The 21,748-nt window shown below is 45.0% G+C and carries 21 protein-coding genes; 16 read left to right on the top strand and 5 right to left on the bottom strand.

The genetic code is table 11. The annotated features are described in order from the left end of the window. Window positions 1–5 precede the first annotated feature (5 nt). A complete protein-coding gene (locus NQ542_RS01185; RefSeq protein ID WP_005641147.1) occupies window positions 6–1,613 on the bottom strand; it encodes a CTP synthase in 1,608 nt (535 codons plus the stop codon). Between the two features lie 423 nt (window positions 1,614–2,036). Between NQ542_RS01185 and NQ542_RS17795 the strand changes: the two genes are divergently transcribed. Beyond that, on the top strand, window positions 2,037–2,228 hold the full coding sequence (locus tag NQ542_RS17795) for a hypothetical protein (RefSeq protein WP_005641151.1): 192 nt from the start codon (window positions 2,037–2,039) through the stop codon (window positions 2,226–2,228). A 151-nt stretch (window positions 2,229–2,379) separates the two neighbouring features. Beyond that, window positions 2,380–2,898 carry an HdeD family acid-resistance protein gene (locus NQ542_RS01180; protein WP_005641157.1) on the top strand — a complete coding sequence of 173 codons (519 nt, stop codon included), beginning with the start codon at window positions 2,380–2,382 and terminating at the stop codon, window positions 2,896–2,898. Window positions 2,899–2,922: 24 nt separating this feature from the next. Here NQ542_RS01180 and NQ542_RS01175 read toward each other — a convergent pair whose 3' ends face one another. After that, the gene (locus NQ542_RS01175) at window positions 2,923–3,831 is read right to left on the bottom strand and encodes a helix-turn-helix domain-containing protein (protein ID WP_005641159.1); all 909 of its coding nucleotides are present in this window, start codon (window positions 3,829–3,831) and stop codon (window positions 2,923–2,925) included. A gap of 220 nt (window positions 3,832–4,051) precedes the next feature. Here NQ542_RS01175 and NQ542_RS01170 point away from each other — a divergent pair, with 220 nt between their 5' ends. The 12 genes from NQ542_RS01170 to NQ542_RS01115 all read left to right on the top strand — a co-directional run bounded on the left by NQ542_RS01170 (window position 4,052) and on the right by NQ542_RS01115 (window position 16,096). Then, window positions 4,052–4,663, top strand: coding sequence for a TetR/AcrR family transcriptional regulator (locus NQ542_RS01170; RefSeq protein WP_005641161.1), 612 nt, complete (start codon window positions 4,052–4,054; stop codon window positions 4,661–4,663). Window positions 4,664–4,702: 39 nt separating this feature from the next. Then, complete coding sequence (locus NQ542_RS01165) at window positions 4,703–6,085, top strand: TolC family protein (protein WP_005641163.1); 1,383 nt, start codon at window positions 4,703–4,705, stop codon at window positions 6,083–6,085. A gap of 38 nt (window positions 6,086–6,123) precedes the next feature. Next, a complete protein-coding gene (locus tag NQ542_RS01160) occupies window positions 6,124–7,149 on the top strand; it encodes an efflux RND transporter periplasmic adaptor subunit (RefSeq protein ID WP_005641164.1) in 1,026 nt (341 codons plus the stop codon). 12 nt (window positions 7,150–7,161) lie between these two features. After that, window positions 7,162–10,290, top strand: coding sequence for an efflux RND transporter permease subunit (locus NQ542_RS01155; protein ID WP_005641166.1), 3,129 nt, complete (start codon window positions 7,162–7,164; stop codon window positions 10,288–10,290). Between the two features lie 23 nt (window positions 10,291–10,313). Continuing rightward, window positions 10,314–10,607 carry a PG0541 family transporter-associated protein gene (locus tag NQ542_RS01150; protein WP_005641168.1) on the top strand — a complete coding sequence of 98 codons (294 nt, stop codon included), beginning with the start codon at window positions 10,314–10,316 and terminating at the stop codon, window positions 10,605–10,607. A 7-nt stretch (window positions 10,608–10,614) separates the two neighbouring features. Then, on the top strand, window positions 10,615–11,316 hold the full coding sequence (locus tag NQ542_RS01145; protein WP_005641169.1) for a response regulator transcription factor: 702 nt from the start codon (window positions 10,615–10,617) through the stop codon (window positions 11,314–11,316). Continuing rightward, window positions 11,306–12,067, top strand: coding sequence for a DUF1295 domain-containing protein (locus NQ542_RS01140; RefSeq protein ID WP_005641171.1), 762 nt, complete (start codon window positions 11,306–11,308; stop codon window positions 12,065–12,067). Before NQ542_RS01145 ends, NQ542_RS01140 begins: the two co-directional genes overlap by 11 nt. A gap of 20 nt (window positions 12,068–12,087) precedes the next feature. Beyond that, window positions 12,088–13,314, top strand: coding sequence for an NADH:flavin oxidoreductase (locus NQ542_RS01135; protein ID WP_005641172.1), 1,227 nt, complete (start codon window positions 12,088–12,090; stop codon window positions 13,312–13,314). Next, window positions 13,314–14,165 (top strand): SDR family oxidoreductase, encoded by an 852-nt coding sequence (locus NQ542_RS01130; RefSeq protein ID WP_005641174.1) that lies wholly within the window; start codon window positions 13,314–13,316, stop codon window positions 14,163–14,165. The genes NQ542_RS01135 and NQ542_RS01130 overlap by 1 nt, the downstream gene beginning before the upstream one ends. 237 nt (window positions 14,166–14,402) lie before the next feature. Further along, window positions 14,403–14,987: a 50S ribosomal protein L25/general stress protein Ctc gene (locus NQ542_RS01125; protein ID WP_005641179.1), complete on the top strand. Its 585-nt coding sequence runs from the start codon at window positions 14,403–14,405 to the stop codon at window positions 14,985–14,987. 86 nt (window positions 14,988–15,073) lie between these two features. After that, window positions 15,074–15,637, top strand: coding sequence for an aminoacyl-tRNA hydrolase (gene pth, locus NQ542_RS01120; RefSeq protein ID WP_005641182.1), 564 nt, complete (start codon window positions 15,074–15,076; stop codon window positions 15,635–15,637). Between the two features lie 24 nt (window positions 15,638–15,661). Beyond that, window positions 15,662–16,096, top strand: a complete 435-nt coding sequence (locus NQ542_RS01115) for an RNA-binding S4 domain-containing protein (protein ID WP_005641185.1) — start codon at window positions 15,662–15,664, stop codon at window positions 16,094–16,096. 10 nt (window positions 16,097–16,106) lie between these two features. Here the strand turns inward: NQ542_RS01115 and NQ542_RS01110 are convergent, their stop codons facing one another. The 3 genes from NQ542_RS01110 to NQ542_RS01100 all read right to left on the bottom strand — a co-directional run bounded on the left by NQ542_RS01110 (window position 16,107) and on the right by NQ542_RS01100 (window position 18,219). Then, window positions 16,107–16,352 (bottom strand): hypothetical protein, encoded by a 246-nt coding sequence (locus tag NQ542_RS01110; RefSeq protein WP_005641187.1) that lies wholly within the window; start codon window positions 16,350–16,352, stop codon window positions 16,107–16,109. A gap of 91 nt (window positions 16,353–16,443) precedes the next feature. After that, window positions 16,444–17,427, bottom strand: a complete 984-nt coding sequence (locus NQ542_RS01105) for a TlpA disulfide reductase family protein (RefSeq protein WP_005641190.1) — start codon at window positions 17,425–17,427, stop codon at window positions 16,444–16,446. A gap of 18 nt (window positions 17,428–17,445) precedes the next feature. Further along, window positions 17,446–18,219, bottom strand: a complete 774-nt coding sequence (locus tag NQ542_RS01100; RefSeq protein WP_005641192.1) for an EFR1 family ferrodoxin — start codon at window positions 18,217–18,219, stop codon at window positions 17,446–17,448. A gap of 213 nt (window positions 18,220–18,432) precedes the next feature. Here NQ542_RS01100 and NQ542_RS01095 point away from each other — a divergent pair, with 213 nt between their 5' ends. Both NQ542_RS01095 and NQ542_RS01090 read left to right on the top strand, forming a co-directional pair. Next, window positions 18,433–19,977 carry a M28 family metallopeptidase gene (locus tag NQ542_RS01095; protein WP_005641193.1) on the top strand — a complete coding sequence of 515 codons (1,545 nt, stop codon included), beginning with the start codon at window positions 18,433–18,435 and terminating at the stop codon, window positions 19,975–19,977. 133 nt (window positions 19,978–20,110) lie between these two features. Beyond that, entirely contained in the window at window positions 20,111–21,724 is a 1,614-nt protein-coding gene (locus tag NQ542_RS01090) for an ABC-F family ATP-binding cassette domain-containing protein (RefSeq protein WP_005641195.1), read from the top strand. Window positions 21,725–21,748 lie beyond the last annotated feature (24 nt).

Below are 21,748 nucleotides of genomic sequence, written 5' to 3'. Positions count from 1 at the left end.
AATTTTTATTTTTTATTTTCAACTGCAGCTTTTACAAAGCTAACGAAAAGAGGATTAGGATTAACGACCGTGCTGTTATATTCCGGATGGAACTGAACCCCCACAAACCATTTCAATGCAGGAATCTCAACGACTTCAACCAAGTTCGATTCCGGATTTTCACCTACACACATCATGCCGGCTGCCTCGAACTTATCACGATATTCGCTATTAAATTCAAAACGATGTCGATGGCGCTCCTGGATGTGTGTCTGTCCATACGCTTCATAAGCCTTAGACCCTTTCTTCAATATACAGTCGTATGCTCCCAGACGCATAGAACCGCCCATATTGGTTACGTTCTTCTGCTCTTCCATCAGGTCGATCACTTTATATGGGGTATTTGGTTCCATTTCTGTCGAGTTGGCTTCCGCCAGTCCCATTACATTACGGGCAAATTCAATCACCATGCACTGCATACCCAAACAAATACCCAGGCAAGGGACATCGTTTTCACGAGCATATTTCAATGCAGCAAATTTTCCTTCAATACCACGCTGTCCAAATCCCGGAGCAATCAGGATTCCGTCCATATCTTTCAACAATTCGGCGGCATTACCATCATTCAGTTTTTCAGAATGGAACAAATGCAAATCCAACTTACGATCATTATAAATAGCGGCCTGCAACAGAGATTCGTCGATCGACTTATAAGCATCCTGCAGTTCGACATATTTACCGACTAAGCCGATCCTTACAGTTTCAGTAGCATCAACCTTACGTTGCAAGAACTGATGCCAAGGCTTCATCTCGGGTGTCGGTCCGACTTCCAGTCCGACCTTACGCAGGATCACCTCGTCCATCTTCTGGCGCTGCAATACCAATGGAACTTCGTAAATCGTCGGAACATCAATAGACTGTATGACGGCATCCTGTGCTACATTACAGAAAAGGGCCACTTTACTTAACAAATTGGCACTCAATTCATGTTCAGTACGCAATACCAGAACATCTGGCTGAATACCCAGCTCCTGCAGTTGTTTTACAGAATGCTGTGTCGGTTTGGTCTTGTATTCTTTTGCAGCCGCGATATAAGGTACATAAGTAAGATGTACGCATATACAATTCTTTCCCAATTCCCATTTCAACTGGCGCACGCTTTCGATAAACGGAAGAGATTCGATATCACCGACCGTACCTCCAATTTCAGTGATCACGAAATCAAATTTGTATTTATTTCCCAGCAATTTCACATTGCGCTTGATCTCGTCCGTGATATGAGGCACCACCTGCACAGTCTTTCCCAAGTAATCCCCTTTACGTTCTTTGTTAATAACGCTCTGATAAATGCGGCCTGTAGTGATATTATTTGCACGGGTCGTCTGAACATTCAAGAAACGCTCGTAGTGTCCGAGATCCAAATCCGCTTCATGTCCGTCTACGGTAACATAGCATTCCCCATGTTCGTATGGGTTCAACGTACCTGGATCGATATTGATATAGGGATCAAATTTCTGAATGGTAACTTTATAACCTCTTGCCTGAAGTAGTTTACCCAATGATGCGGCAATAATTCCCTTACCCAATGAAGAGACCACGCCGCCCGTAACGAAGATGTACTTTGTATCTGCCACGATAGTAATATTTTAATTATCTTTTAATTGCACACTCGCATTTCAAAACTGCAAAGTTACATAATTTCATTCATATAACAAGGGGAGAGAGAAAAACATCTTTTGTCCTTTTGACAGCAAAAGGAAGCTGATCCTCTTCATATAGAAACGAACAAACTTAAAAAAGGTACATCAAACGGATGTAACGAAAACAGAGCTCTATATAAAAGTTTTGTTTAAAAAACAACTATCATACTATCATAATTAAATTCATATACTTGTAAAACAGCATGTTATTCCATGACAGTTCCTATTTTCAACTATCATTCATCTATCATAACCATCATGGTCAAAAAGCAATAAAGTATTATATACCAGACTTTTATAAAACAACAGATATGTTCAAAAGCTGATACAAAGTAGATAAAAAAGGCTCGTTTTTTCATGAAGACAAGCTACTTTTTTACCGAAAACAACTTGAAAAGTTTCTTCAGACCCGGGTGGAAGGACATGGGAGATCCGGGTGTGGAGGAGGTGGAGACCCGGGTCTGCGTGAAACCGGAACGGGGATGTGGAGCTGTTTATCTGCCTTGTTTGAGGAGATTTTATGCACTGTTTCTGATTATAATCCAGTGAAATAGCTGTTTTTTGATAAATAGATTTTCACAGCAGGGCGATAACATTTTGTCAATTGAAAAAAGAACGTATCATTTATTTTTATTTTCATTCCAAAGAAAATAGTGTATCTTCGTTGTTATATTAAAGAAAAGTATAAAATACATATAAGATGAAAAGTTTAAATGGTTCAGTCCTGCGTTGCATATTTGCGATCGTATTGGGACTTGTATTGGTTCTTTGGCCGGAAGCGGCTGTTACTTACTTGGTGATAACGATCGGTATCTGTTTTATCATACCCGGCTTATTCTCGCTCTTAAATTATTTCACCCGTGAAAAAGTAGAAGGAGAGCCGAGTCCAATGTTTCCGATCGACGGAGCAGGCAGTATTCTGTTCGGAGCATGGTTGGTAATCATGCCGCAATTTTTCGTTAGCATATTAATGTATGTTTTAGGGGCTTTACTGGTTCTTGCAGGTGCGCAGCAACTGATTTCACTGGTTTCTGCCCGCAAATGGAGTACCGTTTCCTATGTTTTTTATATCATACCATCCCTGATTTTAATAACAGGGATCATGATCCTCGCCTACCCATTCGGAGCAGCCGCCAACACATTTGTGATTTTCGGAGTTGCTTGCTTGATCTATGGTATTTCCGAATTGATCAACTGGTATAAGTTCAGTAAAAGATAAGAGAAAAATGGAGTACCACCCGCTTCAGGATTTACGGTACTCCATCGGAGAAATTCCCATATGTTTCTTAAAGAATTTTCCAAAAGTCGACTGGTCGGAAAAATGAAGTATATCCGCCACCTGCTGGACAGTCGCCTGAGGCGCTTTCAAAAGAATTTTCGCTTCGACAATCAGGGCATCATCTATCCACTTATTAGCGGATTTACCCGTCAACTCCTTCAGGATCAATGACAGATATTGTGGCGTAATAAATAACTTTTCAGCATAGAATGTAACCACATGCTGCTCTTTACAATGCTCAAACAATAATTGCAGGAATTGTTCGAACAGCTCTTCTTTACGAGAAAGGGTCGGTCGGATCAAACGATCTTTCTTGCTTAACATTATATTCCCTAAGTCCAGCAAGAAGCCAATAAAGGCATTCTGTACTAACTCCTTCTGATAAAAATGAGTACGTTCCCTCATCTTCTCCCGTATAACCTGCATGCTACCGGCCAGTTTCGCTGTTTCTTCCGGTTCCAGTTCCGTACAAGGATTCTTACGGATCTCCATATAGTTCGCTATAGCCTGAGTCCGGTTACCTCCACCAGGATTACAATCGTTCAAAAACTCCTTAGACGCAATCAGCAAGCGACCTTTAAAATCTTTACCGATCCTATCAAGTTGGAGTGCATGCGTAGGCATGATCGTTATGAAACTGTTCGGTTTGACAATGTAAGAAACATAATCCAGATGGATTTCAAGTGTCCCTTCAAAAGTCAACACCATCAAAAGCGCATTTAACCGCATCGGAGCAAAACGCTCAGGCGAGTCGGGATCTCCGATATCCATACCTCCGTCCAGATCCGCAATCGAAAAAATATCCTGAAAACTATCACGGAAAATAATACTCTTATTCAGTTCCGCCAATTCTATTAAAGGAAGTTTTTCCATCTTTACATATTTACTAATCGTGTACTTGCAAAGGTAAACATTTTTTCAACAAACAGAAAAATGTTTCATTTTTTACCAATGAATAACGGTTTTTCAGGAATAAGAAAGGTTCCTTTTATTCGTTTTCGACTAATTCCGTAACAGAATAAACCTTTTTAGTTTTCCAAATTAGACAGACCTTTGCAATATCTGATCGTATAAAAAGTAATCATTAAAATCGATGGTCATAAAAGAACAAATAATGTTAACGGCATTCGACTTATTTTCGGAACACGGGATCAAGAATGTCAGTATGGATGATATCGCTCATAACGCGAGTATATCCAAACGGACTCTTTATGAGCTCTTCGAAGATAAGGAGACTCTGCTAACAGAATGTATAAACCTGAGTTATACTAAAATGAGGCTATCCATGAAGCGACTTGAATCCGAGCCGATAACAGCCTTAGAAGTCGCTTTGCTTTTTTATGAAGAACTTATGAGACGGCCTCGCTGGTTTAACCGGAAGTTCTATGATGATCTGAAACGTTATCCGAAAGCATTACAAAAAACGGAAGAAGAAAAGTCCCGCTTTTTGAAAAAATGTATAAAACTACTGTCACGAGGGGCTAAAGAAGGTGTTTTTCAACCGAATATTAACTTTGAGATTGTAGCTTTACTGGCGAAAGAGCAGGCAAAAATGATCCGTCCGTCCAAAGCCCTTTCCAACCATTCCGTGTCCGAAGTGTTCAATACGATTCTTTATACCTTCCTTCGGGGAATCTCTACAGAAAAAGGCATTGCCATTTTAGATCGTTACTTGTTGAAATATAAACAGAAGCAATTAGATTGAACAAACGATTTTATTAAAAATCAAATTTACTTATTTTAAATGAGACAAATCATAATTACCAAAAAGATGATGTGGGTAGTGATAATGTTACTCCCCTCTCTGGCCTTCACCACCGTAAAAGCTCAAGACACGCTCGTTCTCGATATAAAGAAAGCTCTTGAGATCGCGCTGAGCGAAAATCCCACCGTAAAAGTGGCTAACAAGGAAATCCAGAAAAAAAAATATGCACAGAAAGGTTCATATGCCGCCCTATTTCCCCAAGTAAGTTTTGCTGCCGACTATAATCGAACTTTGAAAAAACAGGTGATGTATATGGACGGCTTCGACATGGGAAGTACCGAAATACCAGGCATGGAAGACATGCCGAATATGGATGAAGGGATCGAAGTAGGACGTGATAATAACTGGAATCTCGGTTTCAACGCCTCTATGCCGATTGTCAACGCCGCTCTTTGGAAAAGCCTAAGCATCTCAGCTGTCGATGTGGAATTGGCTATCGAACAGGCACGTTCTTCCAAAATTGCTATGGTCAACCAGGTAAAGAAAGGGTATTACGGCGTGCTTCTTGCCAACGATTCATACCGCGTATTTAAGGAAAGCTATGACAACGCAATGGAAAATTACCTGGATATCAAGCATAAGTTCGAACAGGGAACCGTTGCCGAATATGACCTGATACGCGCCAATGTTACCGTAAAGAACAGCGAACCCAATATGTTGCAGGCAGAAAACGCATTAGTTCTTGCCAAATGGCAATTGAAAGCATTATTAGGCATGGATCTGGACATAAATATCGAATGTGAAGGACAATTGACCGACTTTGAAAAAGATCTATTCGGCGATTTTCTTTCCACAGACACAACCCTGGCTAATAATACAGATTTGAAACAGATGGATTTGCAAGCCAAGCAACTGGAAAAGACACTGACCATGCAAAAGTTCGATTATCTGCCGACACTATCGCTCACTGGACTATATCAGTGGACAGCCATGAACAACGACTTCAAGTTCAAAGACTATATGTGGAACCCCTACTCGATGGTCGGCTTATCACTCTCTATTCCTATCTTCTCAGGCGGCAGCAAGTTCTATAAGATCAAACAAACAAGAAATTCGATCGAACAGTTGAGCCTGCAAAGAGAGGATACACAGCGAAACCTGCAACTGGCAATCAAGCAGTATATAGATAATATGAATACCTGCGTCAAACGTTTCGACGCTTCACAAAAGGGAGTAGAGCAAGCCGAACGGGGATATATGATCTCACAGAAACGATACGACACAGGAGCCGGGACTCTGTTAGAAATGAACGATTCGGAATTAGCATTGACACAGGCCAAACTGAATTTCAACCAAGCTATTTACGACTATATGGTAGCAAAAGCTGACTTGGAAAAGGTATTAGGCCAGCAAGAGTTTTAAAAAACAAAAAAATAGACATTGAATAAAAATATCACAAAATGGAAACAAATAAAAGACAACACTTTATATCACTCTTCATTTTATCTTTGTTGCTATCCTGTTCAGGGGAAAAGAAAGATTCGGCACAAACGGAAACCGTCAGCAACAAAGCCATTGTGAGAATAGAAACTGTTTCCGCACAAGATGTGGAGCAGATCAGTGAATTTACAGCAACAGTAGAAGCCAATATTTCGAATAACATCGCCCCACAAAACCCAGTGCGCATAGAGAAACTGTTTGCAGAAGTCGGCGATCATGTAAAAGCAGGTCAACTCTTGGTCAAGATGGATGAGACAAACCTCAAACAGACAAAAATACAATTGGATAACCAGGAACTGGAGTTCAAACGTATTGATGAACTGTACAAAGTAGGCGGTGCTTCCAAATCAGCCTGGGATGCACAGAAAACACAATTGGACGTAAGCCGTGCGACCTACAAAAATTTGCAGGAAAACACACAGTTATTGAGTCCGATCACCGGTATCGTCACTGCCCGCAACTATGATAGCGGCGATATGTATAGCGGAGGTTCGCCGATCTTCACCGTAGAACAGATTCGTCCGGTCAAACTGTTGATCAACGTATCCGAAAGTCTTTTCACGAAAGTAAAAAAGGGAAAAGATGTCGACATCCGGTTAGATGTATACGGAGACGAAGTTTTCAAAGGAAAAGTCAGCCTGGTTTACCCGACTATCGATCCGAATACACGCACATTCCCTGTCGAAATCAAAATCGACAACAATGACGAACGTGTCCGTCCGGGGATGTTCGCCCGCGTGACGATCGGTTTCGGAACACAAAACCATGTGGTCGCTCCGGATCTCGCCATCGTAAAACAGTCCGGTGCAGGAGACCGCTATATATATGTATACAAAGACGGTAAAGTTTACTACGAGAAAGTGGAGTTAGGACGCCGTATGGGAAACAAATATGAAGTCATTTCAGGGGTAAACAGTGGCGACCAGGTTGTAATATCCGGTCAAAGCCGCCTAAACAACGGAATGGAAGTAGAAATCGAAAAGTAAGAGACAAACACTATGAGCTTATATGCAACAGCGGTAAAAAAGCCGGTTACGACTGCCCTTGTCTTTGTGGCAATCGTGATCTTCGGTCTTTTTTCATTAACCAGATTATCAGTGGACCTGCTGCCAGAGATCGAGACAAACACGATCATGGTCATGACCTCCTATGCCGGCGCCAGCGCTGCGGATATCGAAATGAACGTCTCCAAACCGTTGGAGAACGTGCTGAACAGTGTCAGCGACCTGAAACACATCACGTCACAGTCACGTGAAAACATCTCGATCATCACACTAGAATTCGACTATGGTACGGATATCGATGTGGCGACAAACGACGTGCGCGACAAACTGGACGTTGCCGAGCCAATGCTGCCGGATGATGTGGACAATCCCATTATCTTCAAATTCGGAACGAACGATATACCGATTATCATTCTTTCGGTTACGGCGGAAGAGAGCACGAACGCCCTGTACAAGATTCTGGACGATAAGGTATCGAACCCGCTTGCACGTATCAGCGGTGTAGGAGCGGTTTCCATTTCCGGTACGCCGGCACGTGAAATACAAGTCTATTGTGATCCGTACAAACTGGAAGCATACGGAGTTTCAATCGAAGGAATATCCGCTATCATCGCACAGGAAAACAGGAACACTCCAGGCGGCAGCGTGGATATCGGTTCCAACGCCTATGCGCTCCGTGTACAAGGTGAATTTACGGATGCGCATCAGATGGACGATCTTGTGATCGGTCATAAAAATAACAAGACTATCTATCTGCGTGATGTTGCCCGCATTGAAGACAGCATCGAAGAGCGTGCCCAAGAGACTTACAATAACGGTAAAAAAGGCGGCATGATCGTTATCCAAAAACAATCGGGAGCCAACTCGGTGAACATAGCCAAGAAGGTTCACCAGAAGTTGCCGGAAATTCAAAAAAGCCTTCCTTCAGATGTCAAGTTAGGGGTAATCATGGATACCTCCACTAACATTTTGAATACAATCGACAGTCTGAAAGAAACCATTTTCATAACCTTCATTATCGTTATGTTAGTGGTGTTCGTATTCCTCGGACGATGGAGAGCGACATTTATCATTATTCTGACCATTCCGATCTCGTTGATAGCCTCGTTCGCTTACTTGCTTGCATCCGGCAATACACTGAATATTATCTCGCTGAGTTCACTCTCTATTGCTATCGGTATGGTTGTGGATGACGCGATTGTGGTGCTGGAAAACATTACTACCCATATCGAAAGAGGTAGTGCCCCGAAACAAGCGGCCGTACATGCTACAAACGAAGTGGCCATCTCTGTAATCGCCTCAACCCTGACCATGTTGGCCGTGTTCCTGCCCCTGACAATGGTGACAGGTATGGCGGGTATTCTGTTCAAACAGTTGGGGTGGATCGTCAGTATCATCATGATCGTTTCGACAGTCGGTGCTTTGACCCTGACTCCGATGTTGAGTTCTCTACTACTCAGGCAGAATCCTAAAAAAGGCCGCTTGTATACCTTGTTCTTCACACCGATCGAAAAGGCATTGGATGCGCTGGACCGTGGCTATTCCAGTTTTCTTTATTGGGCAGTACGCCACCGGAAAACGGTCATATTCGGTGCGACTTTGATCTTTGCGGGAAGTATGCTATTGGTTCCAACTATCAAGACGGAATTCTTCCCGACTCAGGATAACGCACAGATCAGTGTTCACATCGAGTTACCGGTCGGAACCCGCCAAGATATCACCCGTAAGCTGGCGCTTGAAATCGACGAACTGTTCCGACAGAAATATCCGGAAATAAAAACCAGTAACTTCACTGAGGGACAAGCCGATTCCGATAATACCTGGGCTCAATTGAGTAATAACGGAACACATATTATCGACTATTACATCAATATGCTGAGTGTCGGCGATCGTGAACGCGGTATGGTTGAAATCTGTGAAGAGATGCGTAAGGACCTGGCAAAATATCCGGAGATCAAGACCTTCAAGGTGATCGAAGGCGGACAGGAAGAAGGTATGGGCGGACAGAACGCTGTCGACATCGAGATTTATGGTTTCGATTTCGGCCGGACCGATGCCGTAGCCGCCGAACTGGCCGAAAGGATGCGTAAGGTAAAAGGTTGTTCACAAGTCAACATCAGCCGTGAGGACTACATACCCGAATATCAAGTTGATTTCGACCGGGAAAAGCTGGCGATCAACGGATTGAATATCACAACGGCTGCTATGGCTTTGCGTAACCGTATCAACGGCTCTACCGCTTCCAAATATCGCGAAGACGGTGACGAGTATGATATAAAAGTACGCTACGCACCAGAATTCCGTCAGTCGGTTGAAGACATCGAGAATATCCTGGTTTATAACAATGCCGGTCAGGGAATCCGTATCCGCGACCTGGGTAAAGTAGTAGAACGAATGACGCCTCCGACCATTGAACGCAAAGACCGTGAACGTGTCATCACCGTATCGGCAGTAGTCGGAAAAGGTGCAGCCATGAGCGATATCGTAACAGCTGCCCGGAATCAACTGAAGGAAATGGATATACCTTCGGATGTCAGCTGGCAGTTAGGAGGAACATACGAAGACCAGATGGACACCTTCTTCGACCTGACAATCCTGATGGTCCTGATCATCATTTTGGTATTTATCGTAATGGCTGCTCAGTTCGAATCGCTGACAGACCCGTTCGTCATCATGTTCTCCATTCCTTTCGCCTTCACCGGTATAATTTTGGGACTGGCAATCACACAGACCCCATTGGGCGTTATGGCATTGATCGGCCTGATTATGCTGATGGGGATCGTTGTCAAGAACGGTATCGTGCTGATCGACTACACGATCCTCTGCCGGGAAAGAGGAATGGGAATCCTGACCGCAGTAGTGACTGCCGGAAAATCCCGCCTCCGCCCTGTATTGATGACCACTTTGACTACCGTATTGGGTATGATCCCGATGGCTGTCGGAACAGGCGAAGGCTCGGAAATGTGGCGTTCGATGGGTATGACGGTTGCATGGGGACTTTCGGTGTCAACATTGATCACCCTGGTAATCGTACCGGTCGTATACAGTGTATTTGCCGGAAACGGAGTCCGGCGCAGACGCCGCAAGATGGCAAAAAATGGAATATCTTCTAAAAAAGAATAAATAATAATTAGGAATAAGTTAATATGAAAGCTATATTTGTATCATTTAATCAAGCATATTACGAAATGATCCTGAATGTGATGGACCGAAACAATATCCGGGGCTTCACATACTGGAACGAAGTACAGGGACGTGGAAGTAAGACCGGCGAGCCCCATTATGGAAGTCATGCCTGGCCGACACTGAACTCGGCAATCCTGGCAATGGTCGATGACGAAAAAGTCGACCATTTCCTGGAGATACTTCATCAGATGGATCAGAAGACGGAAGCGCAAGGATTACGTGCTTTTGTCTGGAACATCGAAAAAACAATTTAATAACATAATGAACGATCTTTTTAACATTCTCATTTTCAGCAAAGACTATAATCAGGGAGTTATCATCCAGGACTATATAAAAGCTATTGGATACAACTCACAAGTATTCGACCAGGAAGAAGCGGCATATGAGGGATTCCTTTCCAGAAATTTCACACTCTGTATTATCAACCACGATATAGACACGAAAGAAACACGGACATTGGCAGCCATGATCAAAAGTTCGGAAAATATCATCCCTGTCGTTTTCTTGTGTGAACATCCGACGAGAGAAGAAATAGCATTGCTGTTTTCGTTCCATGCAGACGATGTGATACGCAAACCTCTTGACACAGATATCTTACAAGCCCGGATTAAAGCAGTACAAAGCCGTTACCAGCCCCAACGCAAGAAAGAGGTCAGGACTTATATTTTCGGAAAATTCAAATTCGACTTGCAAAAACAGATCTTGTCCATAGAAGGCAAAACAACCAAGCTGACAACCAAAGAGGCCGATTTGCTTACGTTGCTGTGCCAACACGCAAACAATATGGTAGACAGGATGCACGCCCTGCAGATCATATGGAGAAGCGATAACTATTTCAGCGCCCGCAGCATGGATGTTTATATCACCAAATTACGCAAACTATTGCAAGATGATCCTACCATCAAAATAATAAACGTTCACGGAAAAGGTTATAAATTATCAACACGCGAAAATGACAACTGAACATTTCACCTTATTTCTAATTGTTATGGCAGCTATCGCCGCCATAGTCTTCATAGCCCTTTATTTCGTCGAAGCCGGTTATGGAATGTTGTTCGATAAAAAATGGGGACTTCCGATACCGAACAAGATTGCTTGGATTTGCATGGAAGCGCCGGTTTTTATCGTCATGTTTTTGTTATGGAACGGATCGGAACGACAGTTCGAGACAGTACCGTTCCTGATATTCTTATTCTTCGAACTGCATTATTTCCAACGATCTTTTATTTTTCCTCTGTTGATAAAAGGCAAAAGTAAAATGCCGGCAGGCATCATGCTTATGGGAATCACCTTTAACCTCCTGAACGGTTATATGCAGGGAGAATGGATTTTCTACTTAGCACCGCAGGATATGTATACGAAAAGCTGGCTGCACAGCCCTCAATTTATAGTCGGGACAATCTTGTTCTTCACCGGCATGGCAATCAATATCCAGTCAGACCATATTGTCCGCCACCTCAGAAAGCCTGGCGACACGAACCATTATCTGCCTAAAAAAGGCCTGTTCAAATATGTGACATCAGCCAACTACTTTGGCGAAATCGTGGAATGGTGCGGATTTGCAATCCTGACCTGGAGTGCAAGCGGAGCTGTTTTCGCTTGGTGGACATTTGCAAACCTTGTACCTCGCGCAAACACCATCTACCATAAATACAAAGCGATGTTTGGTAACGAACTGGAAAACCGTAAACGGGTTATTCCTTTTATATATTGAATGATTAACTCATAATAGATATGGAAAAAGAATCTATACTGTTCACTCCCGGTAAAATCGGGCCGTTGACCCTGAGAAACCGGACGATACGGGCGGCTGCATTTGAAAGCATGTGCCCAGGAAACGCGCCTTCCGACATGTTGTATGACTACCATAAATCGGTTGCCTCCGGCGGGATCGGTATGACGACTTTGGCCTATGCGGCTGTTACGCAAAGCGGACTTTCTTTCGAACGTCAGCTCTGGATGCGCCCAGATATCATCCCCGGATTAAAACGCATCACCGATGCCATCCACAAAGAAGGAGCGGCCGCCTCCGTACAACTCGGACATTGCGGAAACATGTCTCACAAAAACATCTGCGGGTGCAGGCCTATCTCCGCATCCAGCGGTTTCAATATCTATTCCCCTACCCTTGTCCGTGGAATGAAACCTTCCGAAATCACAGCTATGGCAAAAGCGTTCGGACAAGCAGTTCATCTGGCGCGCGAAGCCGGAATGGATGCAGTGGAAATACATGCCGGTCACGGCTATCTGATCAGCCAGTTTCTTTCTCCCTATACCAATCATCGGAAAGACGAATATGGCGGTAGCTTGCAAAACCGGATGCGCTTTATGAAAATGTGCATGGACGAAGTGATGAAAGCTGCCGGTCAGGATATGGCAGTGTTGGTAAAGATGAATATGCGCGATGGCTTCAAAGGAGGAATGGAGCTTGATGAGACACTTGAAGTGGCTCGTACCCTGCAGAACGAATGCGGAGCACACGCTTTGATCCTTAGCGGTGGCTTCGTCAGCCGTGCCCCGATGTATGTGATGCGGGGTTCCATGCCGATTCATACGATGACGCATTATATGCCTTTCGGCTGGCTACCGCTCGGAGTCAAAATGGCCGGACGGTTCATGATCCCGTCTGAGCCGTTCAAAGAGGCTTACTTCCTGGAAGATGCCCTAAAATTCAGGGCGGCATTGAAAATGCCACTTGTCTATGTAGGCGGTCTGATCTCACGCGAGAAGATAGACGAGGTCTTGAACGACGGTTTCGAATTCGTGAGTATGGCACGTGCCTTGCTGAACGATCCGTCATTCGTAAACAAAATGAAGGAAGACGAACATGCCCGTTGTGACTGCGGACATAGCAACTATTGCATCGCCCGCATGTATTCCATCGAAATGGCATGCCACAAACATATTCAGAACTTGCCCAAAAGCATTGTCAAAGAAATAGAGAAATTAGAATATAAGTAATGGAAAAAGGATTAGCCATCATAACCGGTGCCGACGGAGGCATGGGACAAGTAATCACGGCAGCCCTCGCAAAAGAAGGCTATCCGGTGATTATGGCTTGCCTCGATCCGGAAAAAGCCGTCCCCGTATGCACCCGGATCCAGCAAGAAACCGGTAACACTCAGATCGAAGTGCGGGAAATCAATCTCGCTTCCCTCTCATCCGTAAACAATTTTACCGGTCAATTATTAAAAGAAGGACGTCCCGTCAGCCTCCTGATGAACAATGCCGGAATCCTGACGACTCCGGTACGCAAAACTGAAGATGGGTTGGAAACAATCGTAAGCGTCAATTATGTGGCTCCCTACATGCTCACCCGCCAGTTATTACCATTGATGCAACCAGGATGCCGTATTGTAAATACAGTGTCCTGCACGTATGCCATCGGCCGGATCGAACCGGACTTCTTTGAAAAAGGAAGGAACGGACGTTTTTTCCGCATTCCGGTCTATAGCAATACCAAACTGGCGCTGTTATTGTTCACCCAAGAGTTTGCCGAACGGCTGCAAGACAAAGACATCACCATAAATGCCTCGGACCCGGGAATCGTCAGTACGAACATGATCACGATGCAAGCTTGGTTCGACCCGCTTACCGATATCTTGTTTCGCCCCTTTATCAAAACACCGGCCCAAGGCGCGGCGACCGCCATCCATCTGGCCCTTTCGGATGAGGCGAAAGATAGAAACGGTTGTTGCTATGCCAATTGCAAAAAGAGGAATGTGTCAGAACGCATCCGGCATCATGCACAGCAAAAACAACTTTGGGACGATACGGAAATCTTGCTCCGGCAAAAAGGAATCCGGTTCTGAACCGGCATGCACTTTTAGTTTCATACCGATGAAACTCCTATTCCATGCCTATGAAACTTCCGTTCCATGCCGAGGGAATTTCAGTTTCATGCCTATGAAACTGAAAATTCATGCAGACAAGATTTTGCAGATATAAATATAAATCGTACCTTTGCACCGCTTTTAACCCCCGTACGTGTGATGGGAAATTAGAAAGCATAAACATCTAATTTTGAGTAACACAAAAATTAAAACAAAATGAAGACATTTCAATTAGAAGGAAAGTCAAGAGAAGTAGCCGCTACTTCTGCAGACCAGAAGAGAGCTTTGAAAGCTATGCGTAAAAACAACGAAATTCCTGCTGTACTGTACGGCGGCGAAAAAGTATCTCATTTCACCATCACAAAAGACAGTGTTCGTAACTTGGTTTACAGCCCTGAAATTTTTGTTGTTGAACTGACGATTGATGGCAAGAAGACAATGGCTATCGTTAAAGATATCCAGTTCCAGCCTGTAACCGACGCTATCCTGCACATGGACTTCTTGGAAGTGTCAGAAAACAAACCGGTAGTAATGGAAGTTCCGGTTGTTCTGGAAGGTCACGCCGAAGGTGTTAAAGCCGGTGGTAAACTGAACTTGCAGATGAGAAAGTTGAAAGTAAAAGCCCTTTACACAGCAATTCCTGAGAAATTGTTTATCAATGTCGATCACCTGGGATTAGGCAAGACTATGCAGGTTGGTGCATTACACTTCGAAGGCCTTGAACTGATGAACGCCAAGAACGCTGTTGTTTGCGCCGTTCAATTGACTCGTGCCGCTCGTGGTGCTCAGGCTAAGGCATAATAAAATTATTATTCCAAAATAATGTAAGGGGAGAATATTCAACAGAGTATTCTTCCCTTTGTTATATACTAAAAAACAACATAACAATGAAATATCTGATAACAGGACTTGGAAATATCGGTTCCGAATATTTAGGGACCCGCCATAACATCGGATTCCGCGTTGTAAATGCATTGGTAGAAGATGCCGGAGTTCCTTTCACGGAAGAACGTTACGGTGCAATCGCACGGATGCGTATCAAGAACTGTGAGCTGATCATACTGAAGCCTAACACATTCATGAACCTGAGTGGCAATGCCGTCCGCTACTGGTTGCAAAAAGAAAACATTCCGGTAGAGAATCTGTTAGTCATAGTGGACGATCTGGCACTCCCCTTCGGGACACTCCGCCTGAAACCGAAAGGCAGCGATGCCGGACACAACGGATTGAAAAACATCCAACAGTTGTTAGGCACACAAGAATACAGCCGCCTTCGTTTTGGTATCGGCAGTAATTTCCCTCGTGGAGGACAGATCAACTATGTGCTTGGCAAGTTCCCACCGGAAGAGCTCCAGGAAATGCCGGAAAAGATAAAACGGGCGGTAGAAATCATCAAAAGCTTCTGCCTGGCCGGCGTACAGAATACAATGAACCAATACAATAATAAATAAATAATAGTTCCTTGTCTACAGTTTATGAATGAAGTCCGTATAGACAAATGGATGTGGGCCACCCGCATATTCAAGACACGTACTATAGCAGCCGAGGCTTGCAAGAAAAACAGGGTGATGATAAACGGAGTCAATGTAAAACCTTCCCGTATGATCAAAGTCGGAGAAGTGATTCAGGTACGAAAGCCACCTATCACCTTTTCCTTCAAGGTACTCGATTTAACAGAACGCCGTATGGGAGCCAAACTGGTGCCTGATTATCTGGAAAACGTCACTACTCCCGACCAATACGAAATATTGGAAATGAACCGCATATCCGGATTCGTAGACCGTGCACGCGGCTTAGGCCGTCCGACCAAGAAAGACCGTCGCGAACTGGAGCAGTTTACCGATCTGGGGATGATGAACGACGGATTTGATTTCGAGTTTGACTTCGAGGATCCGGAAGACGAAGAGTAAACTCGTTTTTTCACAGCAAGGGCCGTAACTTCTTTTCAAATATTTGCCTGCTGATTATACGATAATGCGGCGAATAGGATTCTTCGAAAACCTTGCTGTGATGTTCCACATATTCTCCCCGGTCCAGACGGTCTTCTATTTCTTTGCAATCGGCATCGTAATCCGGCAAGGAAAGTTCCATAGAACGGATAATAGACTCAATCCGCTGCCATTCTTTTTGCCAATCGGCAACTGTAATAGGACGGACACTGTTCACGCTCCGCTTTTTCGAAATCCTTCTTTTCTGTCGCCGAAAGACAGAGACAGAAAAGAAGGAACAAAGTCAGAAAACCGTACTTCCACATCGTTTATTTGATTACTTCTTTCAGTTTTTTGTGCAAATCCTCGCCAGTTATGTTTTTAGCGACAATCACTCCATCAGGATCCAGCAGGACATTGGCCGGAATACCACGAACCCCGTAAAGAGCCGGAATTTCCGAATCCCAATATTTCAAATCGGAAAGATGTGTCCAAGCCAGATTATCGTCGGCAATCGCTTTCATCCACTTGCTTTTATCCTTATCCAGGGAAATCCCCACAATCGTAAAGTTTTTATCTTTATATTCATTAAACGCCTTTACCACATTCGGATTCTCGCGACGACAAGGAGGACACCAGGATGCCCAGAAATCCAACAGTACATATTTACCTCTGAAATCAGAAAGCGAAACAGATACTCCCGCCGTATCTGGCAACGAAAATTCAGGAGCCACCTTCCCTATCTGCACATTTTCCAACTGCTTGATAATACCATCCAAATCTTTTACATACGGGCAACCGGCCAGTTCGGAAGAAATCTTGGCACGAGTCGCTTTCAGTTCATCCAACGGCAACTGGTAAGTGAAGTAACGATACAGATAAAAAGCGGCGGCAGGCGAAGCCGGATACTTGGTGATCAGACTGTCTATGTCATACCCTTCTTCAAAAACCTTCTCGGCATTCTCCTGAAAGATTGTATTGACAGGAGAATTACGGACCGTAATCGTTTCGCCGTCATTACTTATCCTCACATCCATATTCGTATTTTCGACAAAGAACTGAACCGGATAATTCATATCTTCTGTTGCCAGACCAAACAATAAAGGCTGATCCACTTCTCCCTTAAAAGTAAATTTTCCCTCTTTTAATTCTGCCGTATCGACATCAAAAAACATCTTATTCCGGAAGGACTTGAGATAGACTTTCCCTTCCGTCCTGCCGGTCACTTCTCCATTTATCACATAACCTTTCGGTGCTTCCTGGCAACTCGCCAACATCAGGGCCACCAGGGCTGTCGCTACTAATCGTTTCATTTTTATCTGTTTCGTTTATTATTTAATCTCAGGGTGATGATATCGCCCTTTTTTCAGCGTTCCCTTTCCATATTCGATCGCACGAACCGGACAGCGGTGAATGCAAGCGACACACTGCACACAGGTATCCGTCCAAACAGGCTTCCCTGCCTGCATGCTGATCGTTCCGGTCGGACAAATCCGTTCACATAACCCACAGGAAATACAAACATCCGTCACCCGGAAAGAATTACTTCCGATTGCCAGATGGGCAAAAAGAGGATAAATCCAGTAGCTTTTCAAACCGGGCATGCTTCCTGTATGATACAAAGCGTCCTGCCCATGCTCCCGGATCGCTTCGATAATCTCGGCCACACGTGCCGGGGCATCCTGCAGTTTCCGTTCCTCCACATCTTTGTCGTCTACATCGAAACCAGGCAACAAGATATAGTTGTTCGGCATAATGACAGAGTATGCTGCCGTTAGCGATATCGCTCTTTTTTCCAAAGCTTTCCCGATCAGTCGATCTGTATATCCGCATTCATCTCCACAGGTAGAAACGGAATAGACCGATTGTCCAGTATATCCGTTTAAAGTCAGACGAGAGATAAAACGGGTCACAGACACCGCCGGTCCCCAGGAATGCACAGGATAGACAAACAATATCTTTTCATCCGGACGAACCGGATAGCCCCAACCATCCTTTTCCTTATGCAGTTCTTCTGCAATTGAAACCAACTGTTCTCCCAGCGCCTCACTCAGAGCCTTTGCCACCCAAAGAGAGTTTCCAGTTCCAGTAAAGTAAAATATCATATTCCTATTTCTGTTTCAAATACAAAAGTAAGTATAATCTAAGAATACACCTCGCATTTACCTTATTAAGAAACCTAAACGGCAACGTGATGAAGATAACAATGGGACCTTACACACGTTGTCATTCCTGCCTGAAGCCTACTTTTACCTTTGCGGAGATTTGGAGCAGACGCTTTTTATATCTTAATTTGCATTACCATAAAAACACACAATATGAAACGGACTTTACTTATTTGGGCTTCGATGGCTTGCATGACTGTTCATTCGGTCATGGCACAGGACGCAGCTGTAAACAAAATCATCGAAATCGGTCAAACGGATAATCAAGTGATGGATCATTTAGATGTACTCACCAACCGCATCGGCGGCCGTGTGATCGGCTCGAACGCATACGATAATGCAGTTGAATGGGTTGCCTCGAAATTTACGGAATGGGGACTGGAAGTAGAACTACAAGAGGCCGGCACGCTGCCGGTCGGCTTCAACCGAGGACCGTGGTTCGGCAAACTGTTGGGAGAAAACGGGATGGAACTGCATTTCGTCACTCCCTCCTACACCGCCGGAACAAAGGGTGTACAACGCGGACATGTCTTACAGGAACCGCTTACCCAAAGCGAGTTCGACCGCATGAAAGGACAACTAAAAGGGGCTTGGGTGCTGATCAACGGGAAGAATGTCGGCTGGCCGGTCGACCGTTCCGCCAAAGGCGACTCCATCCGTGCCGCCATCATTTCCGAAAACAACGAAACGGCCAAAAAGAACCGCCAGATCATGGAGGATAACTGGCGCAACAATACCGACAACCCGCTGCTGCCATTGAAAGAGGATGTCCCGGCCTTGTTCTACAAACAGATGTGCGAAGCCGGCGTATTGGGTTTTATCCAATCGGCCACCGTCCCTTTGCGTGCCCTCTATGACAAGGCAATCATACACGATCCGACTTTCACGTTTGACAACCTGCCGGAAGTCTGCGACATCAAGTTAGACGAACACCAGTATGCGGCCATCAAGCAGATGGTAAAGGAACGCCGCACCTTCTTCCTTGAGTTCGATATCCGTAACCATTTTCGTATGGGACCGGTAAAATACTATAATGTGATCGGTAAGATCAAAGGCTGTAAATATCCGGACGAGTATGTGATGGCGAGTGGTCATCTGGATGCGTTCGACGTGGCGACAGGTGGCGTGGACTGCGGTTCCGGCGTCACTCCGGTGATGGAAGCGGCCCGCATGATCATGAAATCCGGTGCGAAGCCTAAACGGACGATGTTATTCTGTGCTTTTGCTGGCGAAGAATTCGGATTGTTAGGTTCTACAGCCTGGGTGAAAGCCAATAAAGATAAATTAGATAAAATCTCCAACTTGTTCAACCGCGACGGAGGCCCGACACCTCCCGTCGGACTCAATGTTCCGAAAGCGATGTATCAGGACTTCGTGAAGATATGCGCGCCCGTCAAGAAGATCCATCCCGACTATCCGTTCGAAGTGAAAGAAGCCGGCCCGTTCACCAAACCTGCCAAACCTGCCGGTACGGATGCATCCGTTTTTGCTGTCGAAGCAGTCCCGGCCATCGCCTTCAACGAAAAGGACATCAAAGGATACAACTTCAACTACGGTGAGATCTGGCACACCGAACGCGACACTTACAGCAAAAGCATCCCGGAATATCAGGAACATGCCGCTACAGTAATGGCGATCGTGACGCTGGGAGTAGCCAACTTGGAGCATCTGCTGTCAAGAGAAGGATTGTATAAATAAAACTTCAGAAAGGAATAACAAACCCATAGCTTTACAGAAGCTAACCCTATGCGTTAGTATCCATAAAGCTATGGGTTTGCGATATTTTTCGTACCTTTGCCCATTCAAAAGCAAATTAATAGGTATATAAGATATGATAACGGTTAACAATCTGGACGTACAGTTCGGAAAACGTATCCTGTTCCAGGATGTCAATATGAAGTTCACGCCGGGCAACTGCTACGGTATCATCGGGGCTAACGGCGCCGGTAAATCAACATTCCTCCGTGTTATCAGCAAACAGCTGGATCCTACACGCGGAACAGTGTCTTTAGGACCGGGTGAACGCCTTTCCGTATTGAGTCAGGACCACTTCGCATTTGATGAATACACCGTAATGGACACAGTGTTGATGGGACACACCACCCTTTGGGAGGTGATGAGCGAGAAAAACGCCCTGTATGCAAAACCTGATTTCAGCGATGCCGACGGTATCCGCGTATCGGAACTGGAAGAGAAGTTCGCCGAGATGGAAGGCTGGAATGCCGAAAGCGATGCCGCCGCCCTCTTGAGCGGATTGGGCATCTCGGAAGAATTCCATTACACACTGATGAAGGACATGAGCGGTAAGCAGAAAGTACGTGTCCTGCTGGCACGCGCCCTCTTCGGACAGCCTGATAACCTGTTGCTGGACGAGCCGACCAACGACCTCGACCTTGAAACCGTCATGTGGCTTGAAAACTATCTGGCGAACTTCGAACACACCGTGTTGGTTGTCAGCCACGACCGTCACTTCCTCGACTCTGTCTGTACGCATACGGTAGATATCGACTTCGGTAAACTGCAGATGTTCGCCGGAAACTATAGCTTCTGGTACGAATCCAGCCAGTTAGCACTCCGCCAGCAGCAGAACCAGAATAAGAAAGCGGAAGAAAAGAAGAAAGAATTGGAAGAGTTCATCCGCCGTTTCAGTGCCAACGTAGCGAAGTCTAAACAGACGACCAGCCGCAAGAAGATGTTGGAGAAACTGAACATCGAAGAGATCAAGCCTTCTTCACGACGCTATCCGGGTATCCTGTTCACGCCCAACCGCGAACCGGGCAACCAGATATTGGAAGTAAAGGGGCTGACAAAGTCCATCGACGGGAAAGTCCTTTTCCAGGACCTCAACTTCAACGTGGAGAAAGACGACAAGATCGTATTCATCAGTCACGACCCGCGTGCGATGACCGCCCTTTTCCAAATCATCAACGGAGAAGAAAAGGCCGATGCCGGAACGTACCAATGGGGACAAACCATCACGACGACCTATCTGCCGCTCGACAACTCCAAGTATTTCAACTCGGATTATAATCTGATCGACTGGCTGAGCCAGTTCTCGCCCGACACGAACGAGGTCTTCCTGAAAGGCTTCCTCGGACGTATGCTGTTTTCCGGCGAAGAGCTGTTGAAGAAAGTGAGTGTACTTTCCGGAGGTGAAAAGATGCGTTGTATGATCTCCCGCATGATGTTGACGGATGCCAACTGTATCATCCTCGACACGCCGACCAACCATCTGGATTTGGAATCCATCCAAGCATTCAACAACACATTGCAGTCATTCAAAGGAAACATCCTGTTCTCCAGCCATGACCACGAGTTCATCCAGACGGTTGCCAATCGCATCATCGAGCTGACTCCGAACGGCATTATCGACCGTATAATGGAATACGACGATTATATTACCGATCCGATGGTTGCCGAGCTGAGAGAAAAGCTTTATAAATAAACAAGCATCGATAACTTTCCAGAA

The sequence above is a fragment of the Parabacteroides merdae ATCC 43184 genome (assembly GCF_025151215.1).
Classification (GTDB): Bacteria; Bacteroidota; Bacteroidia; order Bacteroidales; family Tannerellaceae; genus Parabacteroides; species Parabacteroides merdae.
Note: the sequence above shows the minus strand (reverse complement) of the source record. Positions and strands in the feature narration are given on the sequence as shown.

Excerpts from the sequence above, each read along its gene's own strand:
- NQ542_RS17795 (WP_005641151.1), top strand. The coding sequence starts at position 2,037 with ATGAAGACAAGCTACTTTTTTACCGAAAACAACTTGAAAAGTTTCTTC.
- NQ542_RS01180 (WP_005641157.1), top strand. The coding sequence starts at position 2,380 with ATGAAAAGTTTAAATGGTTCAGTCCTGCGTTGCATATTTGCGATCGTA.
- NQ542_RS01175 (WP_005641159.1), bottom strand. The coding sequence starts at position 3,831 with ATGGAAAAACTTCCTTTAATAGAATTGGCGGAACTGAATAAGAGTATT.
- NQ542_RS01170 (WP_005641161.1), top strand. The coding sequence starts at position 4,052 with ATGGTCATAAAAGAACAAATAATGTTAACGGCATTCGACTTATTTTCG.
- NQ542_RS01165 (WP_005641163.1), top strand. The coding sequence starts at position 4,703 with ATGAGACAAATCATAATTACCAAAAAGATGATGTGGGTAGTGATAATG.
- NQ542_RS01160 (WP_005641164.1), top strand. The coding sequence starts at position 6,124 with ATGGAAACAAATAAAAGACAACACTTTATATCACTCTTCATTTTATCT.
- NQ542_RS01155 (WP_005641166.1), top strand. The coding sequence starts at position 7,162 with ATGAGCTTATATGCAACAGCGGTAAAAAAGCCGGTTACGACTGCCCTT.
- NQ542_RS01150 (WP_005641168.1), top strand. The coding sequence starts at position 10,314 with ATGAAAGCTATATTTGTATCATTTAATCAAGCATATTACGAAATGATC.
- NQ542_RS01145 (WP_005641169.1), top strand. The coding sequence starts at position 10,615 with ATGAACGATCTTTTTAACATTCTCATTTTCAGCAAAGACTATAATCAG.
- NQ542_RS01140 (WP_005641171.1), top strand. The coding sequence starts at position 11,306 with ATGACAACTGAACATTTCACCTTATTTCTAATTGTTATGGCAGCTATC.
- NQ542_RS01135 (WP_005641172.1), top strand. The coding sequence starts at position 12,088 with ATGGAAAAAGAATCTATACTGTTCACTCCCGGTAAAATCGGGCCGTTG.
- NQ542_RS01130 (WP_005641174.1), top strand. The coding sequence starts at position 13,314 with ATGGAAAAAGGATTAGCCATCATAACCGGTGCCGACGGAGGCATGGGA.
- NQ542_RS01125 (WP_005641179.1), top strand. The coding sequence starts at position 14,403 with ATGAAGACATTTCAATTAGAAGGAAAGTCAAGAGAAGTAGCCGCTACT.
- pth (WP_005641182.1), top strand. The coding sequence starts at position 15,074 with ATGAAATATCTGATAACAGGACTTGGAAATATCGGTTCCGAATATTTA.
- NQ542_RS01115 (WP_005641185.1), top strand. The coding sequence starts at position 15,662 with ATGAATGAAGTCCGTATAGACAAATGGATGTGGGCCACCCGCATATTC.
- NQ542_RS01105 (WP_005641190.1), bottom strand. The coding sequence starts at position 17,427 with ATGAAACGATTAGTAGCGACAGCCCTGGTGGCCCTGATGTTGGCGAGT.
- NQ542_RS01100 (WP_005641192.1), bottom strand. The coding sequence starts at position 18,219 with ATGATATTTTACTTTACTGGAACTGGAAACTCTCTTTGGGTGGCAAAG.
- NQ542_RS01095 (WP_005641193.1), top strand. The coding sequence starts at position 18,433 with ATGAAACGGACTTTACTTATTTGGGCTTCGATGGCTTGCATGACTGTT.
- NQ542_RS01090 (WP_005641195.1), top strand. The coding sequence starts at position 20,111 with ATGATAACGGTTAACAATCTGGACGTACAGTTCGGAAAACGTATCCTG.